Below are 17,007 nucleotides of genomic sequence, written 5' to 3'. Positions count from 1 at the left end.
AGCAAAGTAGAGATATGCACTAGTTGATCGGAGCGGAAAGCGTCCGCCTGCAGCGCAGATCAACGGTGCCAGAAACCTACACTTAATCTATTAGGGGGACTAATTGATGATTTTATTTCCAGCAATCGATATTAGAGGCGGCAAATGCGTACGTCTGATCCAAGGAGACTACGGTCAAGAAATAATCTATAATGACTCGCCAACCAACATGGCAATAGAATGGCAAAGACAAGGAGCCGAATACATTCATGTTGTCGACCTTGACGGCGCCAAAACCGGCGACTCGCTAAACAAAAAAGCAATTGAAGCCATCGCGCGAGCCGTTATAATTCCTGTACAAGTAGGCGGAGGCATCCGCACTATGGACATTGTTGACTCGCACATCGAAAGCGGCGTCTCACGCGTCATCATCGGCACAGCAGCAATTCAAAATCCAGAATTCCTAAAGCAAGCCGTAGAAAAATACGGTGAGAAAATCGCGGTTTCCATCGATGCACGCAACGGTCTAGTCGCAACTGACGGTTGGACTGAAACAAGCAACGTCAAAGCAGTCGATCTGTTGCAAGACCTGGCGAAAATCGGCGTCAAAACAGTCGTCTACACTGACATTATGAAAGACGGCATGTTGCAAGGACCGAATTTCGAGGAACTGCAAGTGATGAACGAAGCATCTTCTATTGATATTATCGCTTCAGGCGGGGTTTCGACGGAGAATGATATTCAGAAACTTGCTGCACAAGACATGTATGGAGCGATTATCGGGAAAGCACTATACGAAGGCAAATTATCTTTAGAAAAATTACTGGGGGACGACAGCTATGTCAGCAACTAAAAAAATCATTCCATGCTTGGATGTAGACAATCGCAAAGTCGTAAAAGGGAAAAAGTTTCTAGACGTTCAGGAAGTAGCGGATCCTCTTACTTTAGCAAAGAAATATGTTGCTGACGGAGCGGATGAACTCGTATTCTATGATATTTCTGCTTCAACGAAAAATCGCGGTATGTTTTTAGATTTAATCGAAGAAATCGCAAAAGAGGTGCCGGTCCCATTCATCGTGGGCGGCGGTATCCGTACATTGGAAGATGTCGACAAAATTTTTGAACTTGGTGGTAATAAAGTTTCCATCAACAGTGCAGCTTTGACGAATCCCCAATTGATTCAGGAAGTTGCTGATAAATACGGATCGGAACGCGTCATGCTGTCGATGGACATTCGTCAGACAGGCGATAAGGAATGGTCGGTATACGCAAAGGGTGGTATGGAAGAGACAGGAATTGACGCCATCGAATGGGCGAAGAAAATGGAGAGCTTGGGCGCAGGCGAATTGGTCGTTAATAGCATCGATGAAGATGGCGTGAAAGACGGGTACAATCTTGCCTTAAATAATGCGATGGCAGAAGCGGTTAGTATTCCAATTATCGCAAGCGGCGGCGCTGGAAAACCTGAACACTTCAAAGACGTTCTGACAAAAGGCAAAGCCGACGCGGCACTTGCAGCCTCTGTTTTCCATTTTAATGAAATTAATATTCGGGAACTGAAAGAATATTTAGCAGAAGAAAATATTGCAGTGAGGAATGACTAATATGACACTTGACATCAACGCCCTTAAGTTTGACGACAAAGGCTTGCTACCCGCAATCGTGCAAGACGATCGAACAGGGGAAGTCTTAATGCTCGCCTATATGAATAAAGATGCAATTGAGAAGACGTTAGAAACGAATGAAACCTGGTTCTACAGCCGTTCGAGACAAGAACTTTGGAATAAAGGAGCAACTTCCGGCAATCGCCAGCAAGTAAAGCGGATCTCAGTGGATTGTGACCAGGATACATTGCTCATTCAAGTGACACCTCAAGGCCCGGCTTGCCATACAGGTAGGAAAACATGCTTCTTCACGAAGGCAATGGAGCAGGAGGAATCTTTGCGTGAAGTTGTCTATGAAGTGATTGACGAAATCGCTGATCGTAAAGAGTATCCAGTTGAAGGTTCTTATACGACTTATTTATTCAATGAAGGCATTGACAAGGTATTGAAGAAAGTTGGAGAAGAATCGACGGAAGTGGTAATTGGAGCGAAAAATGCAGATAAAGAAGAAGTATCCAATGAAATCGCAGACTTGATCTATCACACGCTCGTCTTGATGAATATTCTAGATGTCGATCTATCAGACGTTCAGCAAGTGCTGCGCAAAAGAAGACCGAAAAAGGAAGTGTTGCGAAATGAGTAGATTTCTGAGCACAGTTGCCAAACGGACTGAGCCTTATGTTCCGGGCGAGCAATTGAATCAGCCAGATATCATCAAACTAAACACCAATGAAAACCCATATCCCCCGAGCCCAAAAGTGCTTGCGGCGATTCAAAAGGCTCTCGACGATAATTCTTTGCAGCGTTATCCTTCACCGACAGCCGATCCACTGCGACATACAATCGCAGATACATATGGACTGACGAAAGAACAAGTATTTGTCGGAAATGGTTCCGATGAAGTGTTGGCGTTCTCTTTCATGGCTTTTTTCGAACCGAGAAAAACGATTAAGTTTCCGGAAATCAGTTATAGCTTTTATCCGGTCTATTCGAAGATCTTCAATATACCATTTGAAAAAGTACCGTTGAATGAAGATTTTACATTGCCCATGGAAAATTTTTTTCAATCGGACGGGGGAGTAATTTTACCAAATCCGAACGCTCCGACGAGTATCTATGCAGATCTCGATGTGATCGAAGGGATCTTGCAACAGAATCGTGATCAAGTGGTGGTCATAGACGAAGCTTATATAGATTTTGCAGGTCCTTCCGCAATAAAGTTGATTGATCGTTATGACAATTTGCTTGTCATCCAAACGACTTCGAAGTCCCGGGCGCTTGCTGGACTGCGTGTAGGATTTGCGCTTGGACAACCCGAACTGATTGAAGGTCTAACACGGATTAAAGATTCGTTCAATTCCTACACGGTTGACCGACTGGCGATGGCAGGAGCAACTGCAGCATTTCAAGATCATGCATACTTTTCGGAAAGCACGAAGAAAATTATCCGGACAAGAGAACGGTGCGTGCAGTCATTACGTGAAATGGGATTTGACGTGGTGCCGTCTGATGCGAACTTTTTATTTGCAAAGCCGGCGAATCTAGACGCTCTGGTACTGTATGAACAATTGAAAGAACGAGGAATCTTGGTGAGGCACTTTGATCAAGAAGGAATTAACAACTATTTGCGCATCACGATCGGTACGGATGAACAGATGGAAGTGTTAGTGGAAGCGCTGAAGCAACTGATAAAATGAATAAAGTAATAAAAAGCCATTCTGATTTAGAATGGTTTTTATTTATGCATACAACTTTAAATATCTTAAAACATTGTCATACCAAGTGTTTGAACTAGTAATAGTCTGCCGCGTCGTGTATATCTATACGATCCAATGTATTTTTTTACGTTTCCTATTGTATTATTATACATTATGTCTTATAATAATAAAAAGAAGCTCGATTGGAGAGATGAAATCATGAAAACTAAAAATATAATTATCATTGGCGCAGCAGGAAGAGACTTCCATAACTTTAATACATACTACCGTAACAAGGCGGAGTACAACGTTGTCGCCTTCACAGCGACACAAATTCCTGATATCGATGGACGTAAGTATCCGGCTGAACTGGCGGGAGAACTTTACCCTGAAGGCATTCCAATTTATTCACAAGATCAATTACCTAAATTAATTGAAGAGCTAAAAGTAGATGAATGTGTATTCTCTTACAGTGATATTAGCTATGAAGCGGTCATGGGACTTGGCGCCATCGTCAATTCAGCAGGTGCGAACTTCACATTGCTTGGATCAAAAGCGACGATGATTAAAAGTAATAAGCCGGTCATTTCGGTCTGTGCCGTGAGAACGGGAACAGGAAAAAGCCAGACTTCACGTAAAATTATCGAGACATTGCTTGAACATGACTTGAAAGTTGTGGCGATTCGTCATCCAATGCCTTACGGTGACTTGGCTGCACAGCGAGTTCAACGTTACGCGACTGTGGAAGACTTCCAAAAACATAATTGTACAATTGAAGAAATGGAAGAATATGAGCCGCATGTTTCTCGTGGCAACATTATCTATGCAGGAGTAGACTACCAGGATATCTTGGATGCTGCTGAAAATGATCCGGATGGCTGTGACGTAATCCTCTGGGATGGTGGCAACAACGACTTTTCATTCTACGAGCCGGATTTAGCGATCACTGTTCTTGACCCGCACCGTCCTGGACACGAACTGAAGTATTACCCAGGAGAAGTGTGCTTGCGTACGACAGATGTCTCGATCATCAATAAAATCGACAGTGCGTCTGAAGAGGCAATCCAGACTGTTGAAAACAATATTAAATTTGCGGCTCCAAACAGCACAATCATTAAAGCCGAATCAAAAATCTCAGTAGACAATCCTGAAATCATCAAAGGCAAGCGCGTTCTGATCGTGGAAGACGGCCCGACATTGACGCACGGTGAAATGAAGTTAGGCGCAGGTGTCATCGCAGCTCAACGTCTAGGGGCGACTGAAATCGTCGACCCACGTCCATTTGCAGTTGGCAGCTTGATCACAACGTTTAATAAATACACACATATCGAGAGTATTTTGCCGGCAATGGGATATGGCGAGCAGCAATTGAAAGACCTCGAAGCTACAATCAATGCAGCGGATTGTGACGCAGTCATTATCGGAACACCGATGGACCTTTCCCGTGTTATCAACATCAACAAGCCTTGCACACGTGTCTATTACGATCTGGAAGAAATTGGCAGCCCGAACCTTGAAACGGTGCTGGAAGATTTCATTGAAAAGCATCAATTGACAGCTACAAAAGCATAAGTTGATCTGAACTGTGAACGCATCTGCGCTGAATGAAAATTCGGTGGCTGATGCGTTTTTTTGGTGCGGTCGGCGCTTAGCTTGGCTCGCTTCTACCAGGGATTTGTTCGGTTGTGCTCTAGTTACGTGCGGTTTGATGGTTGATTGGTTCGGTTCGACGACTTTTTCGCTCGGGTGCCAGGCTTTTCTGCTATACTGATAGGTGAATAAGGGGGAACCAATATGTTGAAATCCAAAATTACCGATCTCGTCATCGGTCTCATTATGGTGTACTTTGCCTATGATCGAATATCTGCGGGACAAACGAAAATGGGCATTCTTTTTGTCGTGCTCGCATTCCTGAATCTTGTTGCCTTTTATGTGAAACTTAGAACCGAAAAACAACAGCAAGAATAGACCAAATCGGTTGTTCCTTTTTGTGCAATCCTGTAGTATAATAACAGGATTGCAATTTTTGAAAAGAGGCCAGAAACTAAATGAAAAAATCCATATACGGTTTGACAATCGAACAATTGACAAACTTCTTCATAGAACACGGACAACAAAAGTTCCGCGCGGCGCAAGTGTGGGACTGGCTATATAAAAAACGCGTGCTGTCATTCGATGAAATGAAAAACATCAGTAAAGATACGCGTGACTTATTAAACGAGCACTTTACGATCCAAACGCTTGAACAGAACGTCAAGCAAGTATCTCAAGATGGTACGGTGAAATTCCTCTTTAAAATGACAGATGGTAACTTGATCGAAACTGTCCTGATGAAATTTCCATACGGCTATTCCGTCTGTGTGACGACACAGGTCGGCTGTAATATTGGCTGCAGTTTCTGCGCGAGTGGGTTATTGCGTAAAAACCGAGACCTCGATGCAGGGGAAATTGTTGGACAGATCATGAAAGTTCAAGAACATCTTGATGAAAAAGGGGAAGACGAGCGTGTCAGCCATATCGTCGTCATGGGAATCGGAGAACCGTTCGATAACTATACAAATTTAATGAACTTCCTTCATATCGTCAACGATCAAAAAGGTCTATCGATCGGAGCGCGCCATATTACCGTATCTACGAGTGGCTTGACGGAGAAGATCAAAGAATTCGCCGAAGAGAATATCCAGATCAACTTGGCAGTGTCATTGCACGCACCAAATAATGAATTGCGTTCGAAAATCATGAAAATCAATAAAGCATTTCCAATTGAAAAATTGATGGACGCAATCAATTATTATTTGGAAACAACGAATCGCCGAATCACATTTGAATATATTTTATTACGCGATGTCAATGACCATGTTAAAGAAGCGGAAGAACTCGGAAGGTTACTCGCGGATAAACGTCATCTATCTTATGTTAACTTGATTCCTTACAATCCTGTCGATGAACACGGTCAGTATCAGCGCAGTGAGCCGCAAGCAATCAAGTCGTTTTATGAAGCATTGAAACGTAAAGGCATTAATTGCGGTGTCCGTTGGGAAAATGGAACAGATATTGACGCAGCTTGTGGTCAATTACGCAGTAAGCAAATTAAAACAACAAAAAAACAGCCGGTCGGAGAATAATTCTCCAGCCGGCTTTACTTTTTCTTCAATAATTTGACAAGAAATTGAATGATAACAGAGATCGCCAGTCCGAATGAAGAAATGATGAACAGTGACAGCATCCCGATGGCTTCTGAAAATTCATTGTCCATCATGATGAAGCTCCGGAACATTTCCGCAAACGCTAACACGAGAACGACCATAAACATCTTAAAGGCAATATGTAATTGATAAAAAAGCAACAGCGAACTGACGATGCCTACAATCAGCCCGAATACCGCGAACGTCAAGTAATTGTTGACGATGAGTTCATGACCGAGCACGGTACGAACACCTAAGATGAGCAACACGAATGAAATTAAACCGGTGAAGAAACCGATTTTCCAATAACGAGAATCCAACACGTACACCTGCTTTCCATCAACTAGTATAGCGGAATCGAAGCCGGTCGTCATGTCTTTCGTTACCGGCCGCCGATCATTTAATTCGCTTCAAATCTTTCCGCAGCTCTTCTTTATACGTTTCATTTGAAAAATTGTATTCCTTCAGGATATAACTTTCTGAATCCATCAGATAAAAATTGGTGCCATGCACAACTTGGTTAGAGGAGTCGTGCTTCAGTACGAATGTTTGAAATTCTTCTCGCGCAAATGCTTCGAGTTCAGATTGAGAATAGCCAGTCAGCAGATGCCAGTCGGATTCGTCATCCGTGAAGTTGGAAATATACTTTTTCAAGACGGCTGGTTCATCGACTTCTGAATCAACGGAAAAAGACACGAACTGTACGTCCAGACCTTCCTCTTTCAACATTTTCTGAAGCGATGCCATTTCGCTCGTCAACGTAGGACAAATCGTTGTGCAGGACGTAAAGATAAAATCAGCAATCCATGGCGTACCAGCCAATTGTTCCGTACCGTACGGTTCTCCATTTTGATCGATAAAAGTGAAATCACGGACTTTTTTACCGCGTTCGAGCGGTTCACTGCAACTGGAGAGAAGCAAAACTATCAACAATATGAAGGGGGTGAGTCGTTTCATTTCATACTTCACTCCTTTGCGCTAGCTCCGGCGCGACGGGCAGCTTAATCGTTACTGTCGTATCTGTCGTTTTGTTGGACACTTCAAATGTCCCTTGATGGAGCCGGACAATCTCTTTTACGATCGACAAACCAAGTCCCGATCCGCCAGTTGTTCGATTTCGTGCCTTATCCGTACGGAAAAAACGTTCTCCGATCCTTTCCACGTCTTCATCTCCAATCGTCACTCCATCGTTGGAAACTTCATATTGTACTCCTTTTTCATTTGCCATTAATAAAATGGTAATCTCTTGCTGCGCGTACTTTACTGCATTGTCGATCGTATTGTAAAACACTTGCTGAAGTCGTTTAGGATCTCCTTGCAGAATCAATTCCTCGTCAATGGACGTCTGTAAATGAATTCCTTTTCCCTCCATACGAATCGCAAAAAGTTCGAGTGTATCAAACAACAGTTGGGCAATCGCAATCGGTTCATTCTCTAATGTATAAAAATCCTGCTCCAAATGATTTAGCTCCACCAAGTCATGAATCAACTTCTTTAGCCGCTCCGTTTCTTTCTCAATCGTCGACAAATACTGCTTCACTTCTTCAGGTGAACGATCGATTTTATCTCTCGAAAGTTGTGCATATCCACTAATATAAGTCAGCGGAGTCCGCAGTTCGTGAACAATATTCGAAGTAAACTCCTTTTTTCGCTGATCTTGTTCTGCAAGCGAATGACTCATCGAATTAAAAGCCGTCGCTAATTTGCCGATTTCGTCGTCTCGCCCTGTATTTAATCGATTGGAATAATCACCTTTTGATACTTCTTCCGAATACGCCTGCAATGTTTTTAATGGGTCAAATAAAGAGCGCCACACACGCTGTAAGATCAAAAATAAAATAAAGAAAAAAACCACACCGACAACGATCATGATCGGTAAACTAGCTCGAAAGACGTCCTGAATGGCAGCAAGCGGAACGTAGATATAAATGAACCCGATCAGCCCATCTTCTCCTTTAATAGGGAAAATTCCGCCGAAGATTTCGCGTTTCAGTTCCTCCACATACCCTTCCTTCATTACAGATTGTCCTGTGGCTAATATCTCCTGGTCACTCTCAGTGACAAGAGACTGATAATCGAGTTGATAAGGGAAATAAGAAGTCAGGTCATCCAGCCGATCGACGACAATAATCTCGTATTCGGAGACAATATTGTACCATTGGATTTTTTCGATGATCGAATCGCTCAATTCGCCGTAATGATAATGTGCGGCAGTGCGATTTCCCTGATAAATGATGGACTCCTTGATCCGTTCTTTGTACAGATCCGTGTAAAGATAGTGAATGAAGAAGAAGGAGAATAAAATCGTACAAGCGATGCTTCCTAAAAAAACCAGCATCATCTTTTTGCTGAGGCTTAAGTTCTTCATTTAGAAGCCTCAAGTTTATAGCCGATCCCCCAGACCGTCTCGATCATTTTCCCTGCATCGCCGAGTTTCAGCCGCAATGTTTTAATATGTGTATCGATTGTCCGCTCGCTGCTTTGGTGATCATCCCCCCAAACCAATTCCAGCAATTGTTCGCGTGAATAGGCGCGACCGCTATGCTTTGTCAGCAGCAATAACAGACCGAATTCTTTTAGCGTCAGATTCAGTTGTTTTCCGTTAATATGCGCAGTGTGGGCGTCCTCATTAATCGTTAATGGGCCTGCCTGCAACATTTGTGGATCTGGATTCAGCCGATATGTCCTGCGCAGTACGGCCTCAATCCGTGCAACAAGTTCCCCCGGCATAAACGGCTTGACAATATAATCATCTCCGCCAAGCTTCAATCCTTGGATCTTATCCCATTCCTCACCTTTTGCTGATAAGAAAATCAACGGTACAGTGGACGTACGTTTCACTTCTTCCGCGAACGTAAAGCCATCCATATAAGGCATCATGACATCGACGATACATAAATGAATGTCGTGCTGCTTCAAAGCAGATAACGCCTGTAATCCATCACCCGCTTCGATTACCATATAACCCGCGTCTTCAAGAATCATGCGGATTAAATCACGCATTTGCGGTTCATCATCAATCACTAAAATCGTGTAATTCATTATGGGCCCTCCACTCGTTACTCTATCTATAGATCAATTTTCCGGAAAAGTTGTGAAGTCTGAATGAACTTTCAAGAAGTTGTCGAAACTTCATTCAAATTTCGCAATCGTATTTTATAATCATAACAGCTAAACGAATAGATAGGAGAATGAAAAATGAAACGTTTCGTAATTTTTATGTTGGGTGTTGCCATGCTTGCTGTTGTCGCGGCTTGCGGAAAAGAGGAAGACGTACCGACAGATGCAGCACTGCCTGAACCACTTGAAGTGGAATTGACTGTGCCGGAGCAAGCTGAAGCGAATGAACCAGTCACCGTGTCTGCTCTTGTAATGCAAGGCAATGAAGAAGTGGAAGATGCAACGGAAGTGGAATTTGAAATTTGGGAAGAAGGAAAGAAAGACGACAGTATCCATGTCGAGTCGACGAACGAGAAAAAAGGGATTTATTCGGCAGAAACGACTTTTGAACAGGATGGAATCTATCATGTGCAAGTCCATGTGACAGCCCGCGGAATGCATATCATGCCTGAAAAACAAATCCGAATCGGCGAAGCTCAAGCTGAATCAGAAGCAGAAGCTACTGACCATCATGACCATGAAGCAACAGAAGGATTGGCGATCCACTTTGTGCAGCCGGAAGAAGCGAAAACAGGATCTGAAACGGAATTAATGACACATGTACAACTTGAAGGAAAAGCACTGGAAAACACAAACATCCGCTATGAAATCGCAGATCCGGCCAATGAAATTCAATGGGCAGATACAGAAGAGACGAAACCAGGCGAATACATAGCCAATTATAATTTCCCAAAAGCCGGCACATATAAAGTAACGATCCACATCGAAAATGATGAACTTCATGAACATGAAGAACACACGGTTGAAGTGAAATAACTTGAGAAGAACGAGGCTGTCACAGAAAGTCCGAGCAACTTGGCTTTCCGTGACAGCCTTTGCGCTCTTATAACAGCGGCCGCTCATAAAGAGAATCACTGATAAATATTAAACTCGAATTATCCCGAAGAAAGCGTTACAATGACATGAGTAGTAATAATATAGTTAACTTGGAGGAGTATTCACATGACAAACTATCCTGAAAAAACATGTTCGATCGAAAGACTGGTCACAATTCCTGAAGATGTACAAAAAGTGCTTGATGGTAAAAAGTGGGCAACTAGACGAAATGGCGTCTACGCGTACCCGGGCGAAATTATGACACTTGAAGGAAAAGAGTATAGCATCGACAAACTTTATGAACAAACTCTTGGAGAACTAACGGATGAAGATGCCAAATCAGAAGGCCACGAAACAGTTGAGGACTACAAACAAACCATGCTCTCCATTCACGAAAAAATGCCTTGGCTTCCACAGATGAAAGTATGGGTGCACGAATACAGCCCTCTTCAGAAATGATGTAAACCTATGAGTCTCTATTACGGAGCGGTTGTCTTTGCGCACGTAGTATCGGCTGTCATTGCAGTAGGACCCTTATTTCTACTGTTGCCGCTGATTCGTCGGCTGCGCACTGCCAAAGCAGAAGCGGAAGACATTTATCTGGCGTTCATCCGAGTGATCATCCGACTCGTCATGCATGCAGGCCACGTGTTGGTTGTGACAGGCGCATTGCTCATTCTATTCGGTCCGTGGCCATGGCATAGCTCCTGGGTGATCCTCACGCTAGTTATCATGCTGCTGTCTGCTGTCTTTCTGGCAACTGGTTTTTCATCTGTTCTGAAAAGATTCCATGAATCCGGCATGGATCGACATATGATCCTCAACAAATTACGTCGAACTGCATGGATTTATATTGGATTACTCATGATCATGTTATGGTTAATGGTACAAAAACCATCCATTTGGTAAAATTACATAACGCATAAAGAGATGTGTATAAAGCTGCACATCTTTTTTTGGTGAAGCTACTGTTTGACAGTGAAAAACACAGCGAATATGATGGGATATAGTAGCTTTTTTGAAAGGAACGATTGGAAAACTATGAAAATGAAAATACTTGGACTGTTGACGATATTCGGCATATTGCTGACAGGCTGCAGTCAGAACGAAAGCAATGAAACGCTGAAAATCGGCACAACAGAAGGAATCTATGCACAAGTGGTTGATAAAGCGTTAGTGCCGGCTTTAAAAGAACAGGGCTATAAAGTGGAAGTTGTAAAATACGGCGATTTGATTGAACCAAATACCGAACTTGCGGAAGGCGAAATTGATGCGAACCTGTTTCAGCAAAATATTTATCTAACTCAATTTAATGAAGAATACGATCTCTCCATCGTGTCGCTTTCAGAGGTTCCAAGTGTAGGTCTTGGATTATACTCGAACTCCATCACATCGATTGATGATATTCCAAAGGGAGCGTTAATTACAATTCCGAATGATGAACTTGGCACAGCCAGAGCACTTCGTTTCTTGGAGCAACAAGGTTTGCTGGCATTAGATTCAAATGCAAATGCATTCGACGTTAACGAACAGCAAATCGAAAATAATCCCAAAAACCTGCAAATTCAACCAGTCCTCACCTCTCAGCTCATTGCATCTTTAACGAGTGGAGACTTGGCGGTCATTCCGGATAATTACATCATTGTCAATGAAATGGAATTGGCAGACGCACTCGCTGAAGAAGAACTAAACGAAGAATTGAAATACGTGTTGACAGTAAAAGAAGAAGATTTGGACAAGGAATTTGCTGAAGCTTTAAAAGAAGCTGTACAGTCGAAGACCTTTAAAAAAGCAATAAAGGATGAATTTCAAGGTTTCGGTGAATGAAGCAACGGTATGACGTCTCTACAGTGATGTAGGGGCGTTTTTTATTTATTAAAATGGGGTAATCGGATTATCGTTTGGAAAATCTAATAATTAAATTTTTACTCGAAGCATCCATAAATCGGATAATGGTGTGGAATACATTAATATACTTTTTCACGTTCCGTCATATAAATTTTGCTACTAAATATTATGTTTCTTGGCTTGTCATTTTAATAAAACGCCTTTTTGAGAACTAACCATTTGATAAATTATATCAAGGTTTGAATTTTATTATAAATTGGATATCTATATTCAGGTAAAAAGACTTGGGAGTTAGATTGAAAAATTACTCCCTTCTGTTTATTTCAATGTTTATTATGCTGACACTTATTTTGAGTAGCGAAAATTAAAGATAAATACATAAATTATACTTGAATGCGGTTGAGATTAATGCGCGTATTTAGTTACAATATTCTCATAAAAACACTTTAGGTATCTAAAATGTTTATGTTGCTTAATGAAATGAGGGATTTTTATGCTAGCAGAGCGAATGAATGAGATTTTTCAAACATTAGATCAGATAAACTACGCATTGCTACATCACTATGAGGAAGTGCTTGAGCATAAATTAACACCGAAGCAATCCTTAATTATCGAGCATGTAGAGCAGTATGGTGCTTTAACGGTCAATGAACTGGCTGAAAAGATGAATGTGACCGCAAGTGCAATTAGTCAGTTACTAACTAAATTAGAGAAGGAACACTATATCGAGCGCTCCATTAATCCTAACTCAAGACGTGAAATCATCGTAACACTTGGCATGAAAGGTAAAGAACTTTATGAATTATATGCAAAAGCAGATGAGCAAATTGTATTGACATACTACGCTAAGCTAGATGATGAAGTAATTAATCAATTAGAACAGGCAGTGAACAAGATTTATGAGGTCATTTTAGAAGAACAAGTGAAAGCGAAGGGAGAGTAATCCCTATGAATTTGGTTTATTTAATTATTGTATGCATCATTTGCATTCCAGGCATTTATTTTATGTATCAGTCAGAAAAAATTCATATAAAGGAGGATGATGTAACAGATAGACAACGATTAATAGCACATTGCTTATCAGCACTTATCTTTTCAATGTTGGGTGCTTATGCTGTTCCTAAGATTAATGTTGTTCAACAAATAGAAATTAGTCAAATTCTATTATATGGTTTGGGTCTAGGTGTTATTTGCTCAATTGGCCATTTATTGTTTTATTATATGTATTTAGTACCGAGATTGACAAAAACAGACTATATGGAGATTGAAACACATTATGCGAATACAGGAATCTTAAGTCGTGTATTTTATGGTGGAATTTTAGAAGAAGTGATGTTTCGATGGGGCTTACTTAGCTTATTTATTTGGTTATCCCAATTAATGAATATAAATGATCGTGTTAGTATATTATTTGCAATTTCCATTTCAAGTATCTTATTTGCCATTGTCCATTTACCATCTATTAAACTTGTTGCCTCGCAACCAAAACCTCCTATGTATGTGTATACGGTTGTTGGTAACACTTGGGTTGGGTTTTTCGCTGGGGTAGCCTTCATTCAAGGGGGGTTATTAGCAGCTATATTTGTCCACATGCTTTTCCATTTAATATGGTGGCCGATTCAAAATCGTGAATATGTTAAGTTACATAGCAAATAAAGGTACAACAAACTAGGAGACGAACTTTTAATTTGATAGTTTGTTCTTTCATTCAAAAGGCCTTATGTTAAAATCGGACATTTAATCTATCGAACTTTTTCTGAATTAAAATTGATTTTGATATTAGAAAAAGAGTCTATTTATTTTGATCTAATTTTGTCTAAATAGGCTCTTTCCGTTTCCTATAAATAAGGAAACGGAAAAACAACGAGACGTTAAAACAAGAAAGTCAATGGTATAGATGGATACGCTCAACCTACCTAAACTAAAAGTAATGGATACGAAGGAATTTGAAAATGATCACCGTTTTCTGGTGGAATCTACACCCCCCTCTCCTTCACATTGTTCAAAATGTGGTGCAGTGCCTAATTTCTATAAACACGGTTAAAAAGAACAATTATCCTTTGATCTTCCCATGCACGCTAAACGTGTTGGCATAATTATCAGGAGACAACGGTATAGGTGTCTGGAATGCAAAGAAACCTCCTTTGAAAACCTTCCTGATATGGATGTCAATCGTTCCGTTACTAATAGACTAATAGATTGGATTAAAGAAGCAAGTCTCGAGAAAACCTTTACCAGCGTTGCAGATGATATTGGTGTTAATGAAAAGACAGTACGAAATATCTTTAATGATTATGTTACAGAGCTTGAAGCCAAAACAGACTTTCGAACTCCAAATTGGCTTAATATTGATGAAATTCATTTGCTTTAAAATTACCATTGTGTAATAACTGATGTTGAAAACAAGTCGGTAATTGATATATTACGGAAACGGAATAAAGATGTAGTTATAGATTACCTCTCAAAGCTACAAGTTATTGATAAAATTGAACTTGTAGCAATGGATATGTGGATTCCTTATAAAAGTGCTGTTAATTCAGTGATACCACATGACAAAATTATAATTGATAAGTTTCATGTCGTTAAATTGACAAACGAAGCCTTGGAAGGAATACGAAAGGCCAACCGCCAAAATGTGTCAGCCAAAGATCGTAGGCAACTCATGAGAGACCGTTATGTACTTCTAAAAAGACGAAAGACCTTAATGACTTTGACGACTAAATAAAATTGCAAATATGGACTGATATGTTCCCTTTACTTGGTCAAGCGTATGAGCTAAAAGAGGATTTTTTGATATCTTTGATATCTATGAGGCTGGGTCAATCAACGAAACCTAAGAACTTTATCAAAACTGGTTATAAAATGTATCTAAAGCATTGATGAATTACTTTGAGGATCTGATAAAAGCAATGAATAATTGGTAGGAAGAGATATTTAACTATTTCAATTCTCCAATTACAAACGAATATACAGAATCCTTGAATCATTTAATTAAGACAATGAACCATGTTGGTCCTGGTTACTCTTCTGAAGCCCTTAGAGCAAAGATTTTGTTCACACAAGGCTATCGTAAAGTAAAAAAGAAAAGGAAATTTAAAGAAATTGAAGTTACTTTCGGTAAAATGTTACCTGATCAATTTCCGAATTGGTCACAAACTGGTTATGAATAAGTGCATGAAGAAGTTTATGGTGCTGATTTTCCACACTATTTTCCGATTACCCTAATTTTTTTATTTAGTGATTGCGGATACTGTTTCCTGCTAAAATATCATTCTTGTAACTTTGACATATAGGCAAAAGCGTTTTTAAGAAACGTTCTTTCTTCTCCAGTAAAGGGATTTAGTATATTAGGTTCGTCATATTGGTCCATTGAATTTATTTCCGCTGTCTCTATCTTTGATAAAGTTTGGTTAGAAAGTGCAACCAACTGTTTGATAAATCTTAGCGCTTCATCAGATTCAGGATTTGTTTCGTTCGCTACAAGTTTTTTTAAAGCCATAAATAATGAGAAGTACCCTTTATCTAAAACTACTCTTTCTTCACTTCTAAAATTGTGAATAGAGTCCTTGACTTGACTATATTCATTAAGATTTTCCTCTTCAAAAAGAATTGAATGAATAATAAAGCAAAATAATTTTGCATCTATTTTTTCATAGCCTGAGATTATAGTTTCCATATGATTCAATAGTCTGATGAATTCTCTCTTGTTCCGCAATAAGTTCCCTTTTTTTAAATGCAATTGAGTGGCTAAGTTGCTGTTCTTCTATACAATTGGATTCTAATAAATCTGCGATGTCTTTAAGCGAAAATCCTATGAATATAAAAGATTGTATTTTTTGTAACCGTAAGAGGTCATCAAGACTGTAAAGTCGGTGTCCTCCTTCTGTGTAATCACTTGGTAATAGCAACCCAATTTTGTCGTAGTATCTAAGTGTTCGTATGGTAACGCCTGTTCGCTTAGCTAATTGTCCGATCGTCAACGTATCACCTGACATGTGAATACCTCTTTTCTATATTTTCTTCTTTGCTTTTAATGTAGGGAATGGCTGGATAATAATATGTTTTTTGAAAAGCTATTCGAATAATAGCATACATGATTATTAATGTTTCTATAGCTAATAAAGCGTATTTAACCCACGCAGGAAGAAGACTGCTGATAATAAATAATGGAAATATCGTCAAATGGAAGTTAAGAGCTTTCCGACTTGATTCACAGTAGTATAAATTTTTCTTCCTTGTCATTAAAAACATAATAAGGGGAGGTATTACACCAAGAAGCAGCGAGACTACAAGCATTAATTGTACTGAAAATATTTCCTTTTTTAATGGTTTATTCATTTTTTTCACCTTTCTTATCTTTACTTAAATATAAGTATAAAAGGTGACGTGGGTAGAGTATCAAAGAAATATAGTTTTAATTTTTCTACATGATAATGCGTTTGTGATCTCATGAAAACAAAATTGTTATTATTGATTTTCCACACGATAATCCGGATACCCTTAAAATTTAATGGGTATATCCAAAAAGAGTAAAGTAGAGCAATTCAAATAAACAAATTAACACCTAAAGAGCGGGAGAGCTTTCCAATCGAGTTATTGTTGGAAACCTTTGTCGTTCTAATTTTATTCTTAAAAAGAGGGATAAGGTATAAAAAATCCGAATAAGATGGCAATGTTTTAAAAAGGGAGGGATAGATA

At 40.0% G+C, this 17,007-nt stretch carries 21 protein-coding genes; 14 read left to right on the top strand and 7 right to left on the bottom strand.

Annotation, left to right across the window (positions count from 1 at the left end; translation table 11 throughout):
* Positions 1-106: 106 nt before the first annotated feature.
* The 7 genes from hisA to rlmN all read left to right on the top strand — a co-directional run bounded on the left by hisA (position 107) and on the right by rlmN (position 6,405).
* Complete coding sequence (hisA, locus tag MKX97_RS11490; RefSeq protein WP_221837788.1) at positions 107-832, top strand: 1-(5-phosphoribosyl)-5-[(5-phosphoribosylamino)methylideneamino]imidazole-4-carboxamide isomerase; 726 nt, start codon at positions 107-109, stop codon at positions 830-832.
* A complete protein-coding gene (hisF, locus tag MKX97_RS11485; RefSeq protein WP_078818117.1) occupies positions 819-1,583 on the top strand; it encodes an imidazole glycerol phosphate synthase subunit HisF in 765 nt (254 codons plus the stop codon). Before hisA ends, hisF begins: the two co-directional genes overlap by 14 nt.
* Positions 1,576-2,226, top strand: a complete 651-nt coding sequence (hisIE, locus tag MKX97_RS11480) for a bifunctional phosphoribosyl-AMP cyclohydrolase/phosphoribosyl-ATP diphosphatase HisIE (RefSeq protein WP_078818116.1) — start codon at positions 1,576-1,578, stop codon at positions 2,224-2,226. The genes hisF and hisIE overlap by 8 nt, the downstream gene beginning before the upstream one ends.
* Entirely contained in the window at positions 2,219-3,280 is a 1,062-nt protein-coding gene (hisC, locus tag MKX97_RS11475) for a histidinol-phosphate transaminase (protein ID WP_342536007.1), read from the top strand. Before hisIE ends, hisC begins: the two co-directional genes overlap by 8 nt.
* Before the next feature lie 219 nt (positions 3,281-3,499).
* Positions 3,500-4,852: a cyclic 2,3-diphosphoglycerate synthase gene (locus MKX97_RS11470; RefSeq protein WP_040759331.1), complete on the top strand. Its 1,353-nt coding sequence runs from the start codon at positions 3,500-3,502 to the stop codon at positions 4,850-4,852.
* A gap of 222 nt (positions 4,853-5,074) precedes the next feature.
* A complete protein-coding gene (locus MKX97_RS11465) occupies positions 5,075-5,248 on the top strand; it encodes a hypothetical protein (RefSeq protein ID WP_009497822.1) in 174 nt (57 codons plus the stop codon).
* 80 nt (positions 5,249-5,328) lie between these two features.
* The gene (rlmN, locus tag MKX97_RS11460) at positions 5,329-6,405 is read left to right on the top strand and encodes a 23S rRNA (adenine(2503)-C(2))-methyltransferase RlmN (protein ID WP_009497821.1); all 1,077 of its coding nucleotides are present in this window, start codon (positions 5,329-5,331) and stop codon (positions 6,403-6,405) included.
* Between the two features lie 14 nt (positions 6,406-6,419).
* On the opposite strand, the gene MKX97_RS11455 is transcribed toward rlmN, so the two are convergent.
* From MKX97_RS11455 to MKX97_RS11440, 4 genes are all read right to left on the bottom strand, one after another.
* Positions 6,420-6,785 (bottom strand): hypothetical protein, encoded by a 366-nt coding sequence (locus MKX97_RS11455; protein WP_078818112.1) that lies wholly within the window; start codon positions 6,783-6,785, stop codon positions 6,420-6,422.
* Between the two features lie 76 nt (positions 6,786-6,861).
* Positions 6,862-7,422 carry an SCO family protein gene (locus tag MKX97_RS11450; protein WP_040759328.1) on the bottom strand — a complete coding sequence of 187 codons (561 nt, stop codon included), beginning with the start codon at positions 7,420-7,422 and terminating at the stop codon, positions 6,862-6,864.
* Between the two features lies 1 nt (position 7,423).
* Positions 7,424-8,833, bottom strand: coding sequence for a HAMP domain-containing sensor histidine kinase (locus MKX97_RS11445; protein WP_078818110.1), 1,410 nt, complete (start codon positions 8,831-8,833; stop codon positions 7,424-7,426).
* Entirely contained in the window at positions 8,830-9,510 is a 681-nt protein-coding gene (locus tag MKX97_RS11440; RefSeq protein ID WP_221837841.1) for a response regulator transcription factor, read from the bottom strand. Before MKX97_RS11440 ends, MKX97_RS11445 begins: the two co-directional genes overlap by 4 nt.
* A gap of 153 nt (positions 9,511-9,663) precedes the next feature.
* Here MKX97_RS11440 and MKX97_RS11435 point away from each other — a divergent pair, with 153 nt between their 5' ends.
* The 7 genes from MKX97_RS11435 (at position 9,664) to MKX97_RS11405 (ending at position 14,680) form a co-directional block, all read left to right on the top strand.
* The gene (locus MKX97_RS11435; RefSeq protein WP_342536005.1) at positions 9,664-10,401 is read left to right on the top strand and encodes a FixH family protein; all 738 of its coding nucleotides are present in this window, start codon (positions 9,664-9,666) and stop codon (positions 10,399-10,401) included.
* A gap of 186 nt (positions 10,402-10,587) precedes the next feature.
* The gene (locus MKX97_RS11430; protein WP_342536004.1) at positions 10,588-10,920 is read left to right on the top strand and encodes an ASCH domain-containing protein; all 333 of its coding nucleotides are present in this window, start codon (positions 10,588-10,590) and stop codon (positions 10,918-10,920) included.
* A 9-nt stretch (positions 10,921-10,929) separates the two neighbouring features.
* On the top strand, positions 10,930-11,370 hold the full coding sequence (locus MKX97_RS11425) for a hypothetical protein (RefSeq protein WP_078818106.1): 441 nt from the start codon (positions 10,930-10,932) through the stop codon (positions 11,368-11,370).
* A 69-nt stretch (positions 11,371-11,439) separates the two neighbouring features.
* Positions 11,440-12,288, top strand: a complete 849-nt coding sequence (locus MKX97_RS11420) for a MetQ/NlpA family ABC transporter substrate-binding protein (protein WP_342537507.1) — start codon at positions 11,440-11,442, stop codon at positions 12,286-12,288.
* Between the two features lie 514 nt (positions 12,289-12,802).
* The gene (locus MKX97_RS11415) at positions 12,803-13,252 is read left to right on the top strand and encodes a MarR family transcriptional regulator (RefSeq protein ID WP_078818104.1); all 450 of its coding nucleotides are present in this window, start codon (positions 12,803-12,805) and stop codon (positions 13,250-13,252) included.
* A 5-nt stretch (positions 13,253-13,257) separates the two neighbouring features.
* Positions 13,258-13,965: a CPBP family intramembrane glutamic endopeptidase gene (locus tag MKX97_RS11410; protein WP_078818103.1), complete on the top strand. Its 708-nt coding sequence runs from the start codon at positions 13,258-13,260 to the stop codon at positions 13,963-13,965.
* 505 nt (positions 13,966-14,470) lie between these two features.
* A complete protein-coding gene (locus MKX97_RS11405; RefSeq protein WP_342536002.1) occupies positions 14,471-14,680 on the top strand; it encodes a transposase family protein in 210 nt (69 codons plus the stop codon).
* An 897-nt stretch (positions 14,681-15,577) separates the two neighbouring features.
* Here MKX97_RS11405 and MKX97_RS11400 read toward each other — a convergent pair.
* Genes MKX97_RS11400 through MKX97_RS11390 form a run of 3 tightly spaced genes read right to left on the bottom strand, consistent with a single transcriptional unit; the run spans position 15,578 to position 16,647 of the window.
* Positions 15,578-15,994, bottom strand: coding sequence for a hypothetical protein (locus MKX97_RS11400; RefSeq protein WP_245799514.1), 417 nt, complete (start codon positions 15,992-15,994; stop codon positions 15,578-15,580).
* Positions 15,960-16,304: a MerR family transcriptional regulator gene (locus MKX97_RS11395; protein ID WP_342536000.1), complete on the bottom strand. Its 345-nt coding sequence runs from the start codon at positions 16,302-16,304 to the stop codon at positions 15,960-15,962. The genes MKX97_RS11400 and MKX97_RS11395 overlap by 35 nt, the downstream gene beginning before the upstream one ends.
* Positions 16,294-16,647, bottom strand: a complete 354-nt coding sequence (locus tag MKX97_RS11390; protein WP_078818101.1) for a DUF4870 domain-containing protein — start codon at positions 16,645-16,647, stop codon at positions 16,294-16,296. The genes MKX97_RS11395 and MKX97_RS11390 overlap by 11 nt, the downstream gene beginning before the upstream one ends.
* Positions 16,648-17,007: the final 360 nt, after the last annotated feature.

It is taken from the genome of Sporosarcina sp. FSL K6-3508, from assembly GCF_038615825.1.
In the GTDB taxonomy this organism is placed as follows: Bacteria; Bacillota; Bacilli; order Bacillales_A; family Planococcaceae; genus Sporosarcina; species Sporosarcina newyorkensis.
Note: the sequence above shows the minus strand (reverse complement) of the source record. Positions and strands in the feature narration are given on the sequence as shown.

Excerpts from the sequence above, each read along its gene's own strand:
- MKX97_RS11470 (WP_040759331.1), top strand. The coding sequence starts at position 3,500 with ATGAAAACTAAAAATATAATTATCATTGGCGCAGCAGGAAGAGACTTC.
- MKX97_RS11430 (WP_342536004.1), top strand. The coding sequence starts at position 10,588 with ATGACAAACTATCCTGAAAAAACATGTTCGATCGAAAGACTGGTCACA.
- MKX97_RS11450 (WP_040759328.1), bottom strand. The coding sequence starts at position 7,422 with ATGAAACGACTCACCCCCTTCATATTGTTGATAGTTTTGCTTCTCTCC.
- MKX97_RS11390 (WP_078818101.1), bottom strand. The coding sequence starts at position 16,647 with ATGAATAAACCATTAAAAAAGGAAATATTTTCAGTACAATTAATGCTT.
- hisA (WP_221837788.1), top strand. The coding sequence starts at position 107 with ATGATTTTATTTCCAGCAATCGATATTAGAGGCGGCAAATGCGTACGT.
- hisC (WP_342536007.1), top strand. The coding sequence starts at position 2,219 with ATGAGTAGATTTCTGAGCACAGTTGCCAAACGGACTGAGCCTTATGTT.
- MKX97_RS11410 (WP_078818103.1), top strand. The coding sequence starts at position 13,258 with ATGAATTTGGTTTATTTAATTATTGTATGCATCATTTGCATTCCAGGC.
- rlmN (WP_009497821.1), top strand. The coding sequence starts at position 5,329 with ATGAAAAAATCCATATACGGTTTGACAATCGAACAATTGACAAACTTC.
- MKX97_RS11415 (WP_078818104.1), top strand. The coding sequence starts at position 12,803 with ATGCTAGCAGAGCGAATGAATGAGATTTTTCAAACATTAGATCAGATA.
- MKX97_RS11405 (WP_342536002.1), top strand. The coding sequence starts at position 14,471 with ATGGATGTCAATCGTTCCGTTACTAATAGACTAATAGATTGGATTAAA.
- hisF (WP_078818117.1), top strand. The coding sequence starts at position 819 with ATGTCAGCAACTAAAAAAATCATTCCATGCTTGGATGTAGACAATCGC.
- MKX97_RS11425 (WP_078818106.1), top strand. The coding sequence starts at position 10,930 with ATGAGTCTCTATTACGGAGCGGTTGTCTTTGCGCACGTAGTATCGGCT.
- MKX97_RS11435 (WP_342536005.1), top strand. The coding sequence starts at position 9,664 with ATGAAACGTTTCGTAATTTTTATGTTGGGTGTTGCCATGCTTGCTGTT.
- hisIE (WP_078818116.1), top strand. The coding sequence starts at position 1,576 with ATGACTAATATGACACTTGACATCAACGCCCTTAAGTTTGACGACAAA.
- MKX97_RS11465 (WP_009497822.1), top strand. The coding sequence starts at position 5,075 with ATGTTGAAATCCAAAATTACCGATCTCGTCATCGGTCTCATTATGGTG.
- MKX97_RS11445 (WP_078818110.1), bottom strand. The coding sequence starts at position 8,833 with ATGAAGAACTTAAGCCTCAGCAAAAAGATGATGCTGGTTTTTTTAGGA.
- MKX97_RS11395 (WP_342536000.1), bottom strand. The coding sequence starts at position 16,304 with ATGTCAGGTGATACGTTGACGATCGGACAATTAGCTAAGCGAACAGGC.